This window comes from Acetobacter sacchari, assembly GCF_017377715.1.
Lineage (GTDB): Bacteria > Pseudomonadota > Alphaproteobacteria > Acetobacterales > Acetobacteraceae > Acetobacter > Acetobacter sacchari.
The window spans coordinates 1-239 of record NZ_JAFVMF010000121.1 but is presented as its reverse complement, the minus strand read 5'-3'; the positions used below and the strand labels follow the sequence as shown (position 1 = coordinate 239).

At 48.5% G+C, this 239-nt stretch carries 1 protein-coding gene; it reads right to left on the bottom strand.

Annotated features, from left to right (window positions below; all coding sequences use genetic code 11):
• Positions 1–239: HMG-box domain-containing protein (locus J2D73_RS20470; protein WP_207884268.1), on the bottom strand; the 239-nt coding region annotated here is incomplete at both ends.

Sequence of the window (239 nt, the reverse complement as noted above, 5' to 3'; positions counted from 1 at the left end):
CAGCGTTGTTACCACTCTCGGCCTGTTTATTGTAAGCATCCATCTTTTTTCCGTATTCGGACTTCAGCTTGGCAGCCCTCGCCTCATAAGGAGCTTTCTCAGCAGTAGACAAGGATTTCCACTTCTCGCCACCAGCTTTGCCGATAACAGCGACTTTGTTGACATGAGGGTTCTTCTCCTTGTATGTCTTCCTGAACTCCTCCATGAAAACAAAGAAAGCACTTGGAGGCCTCTTGGGC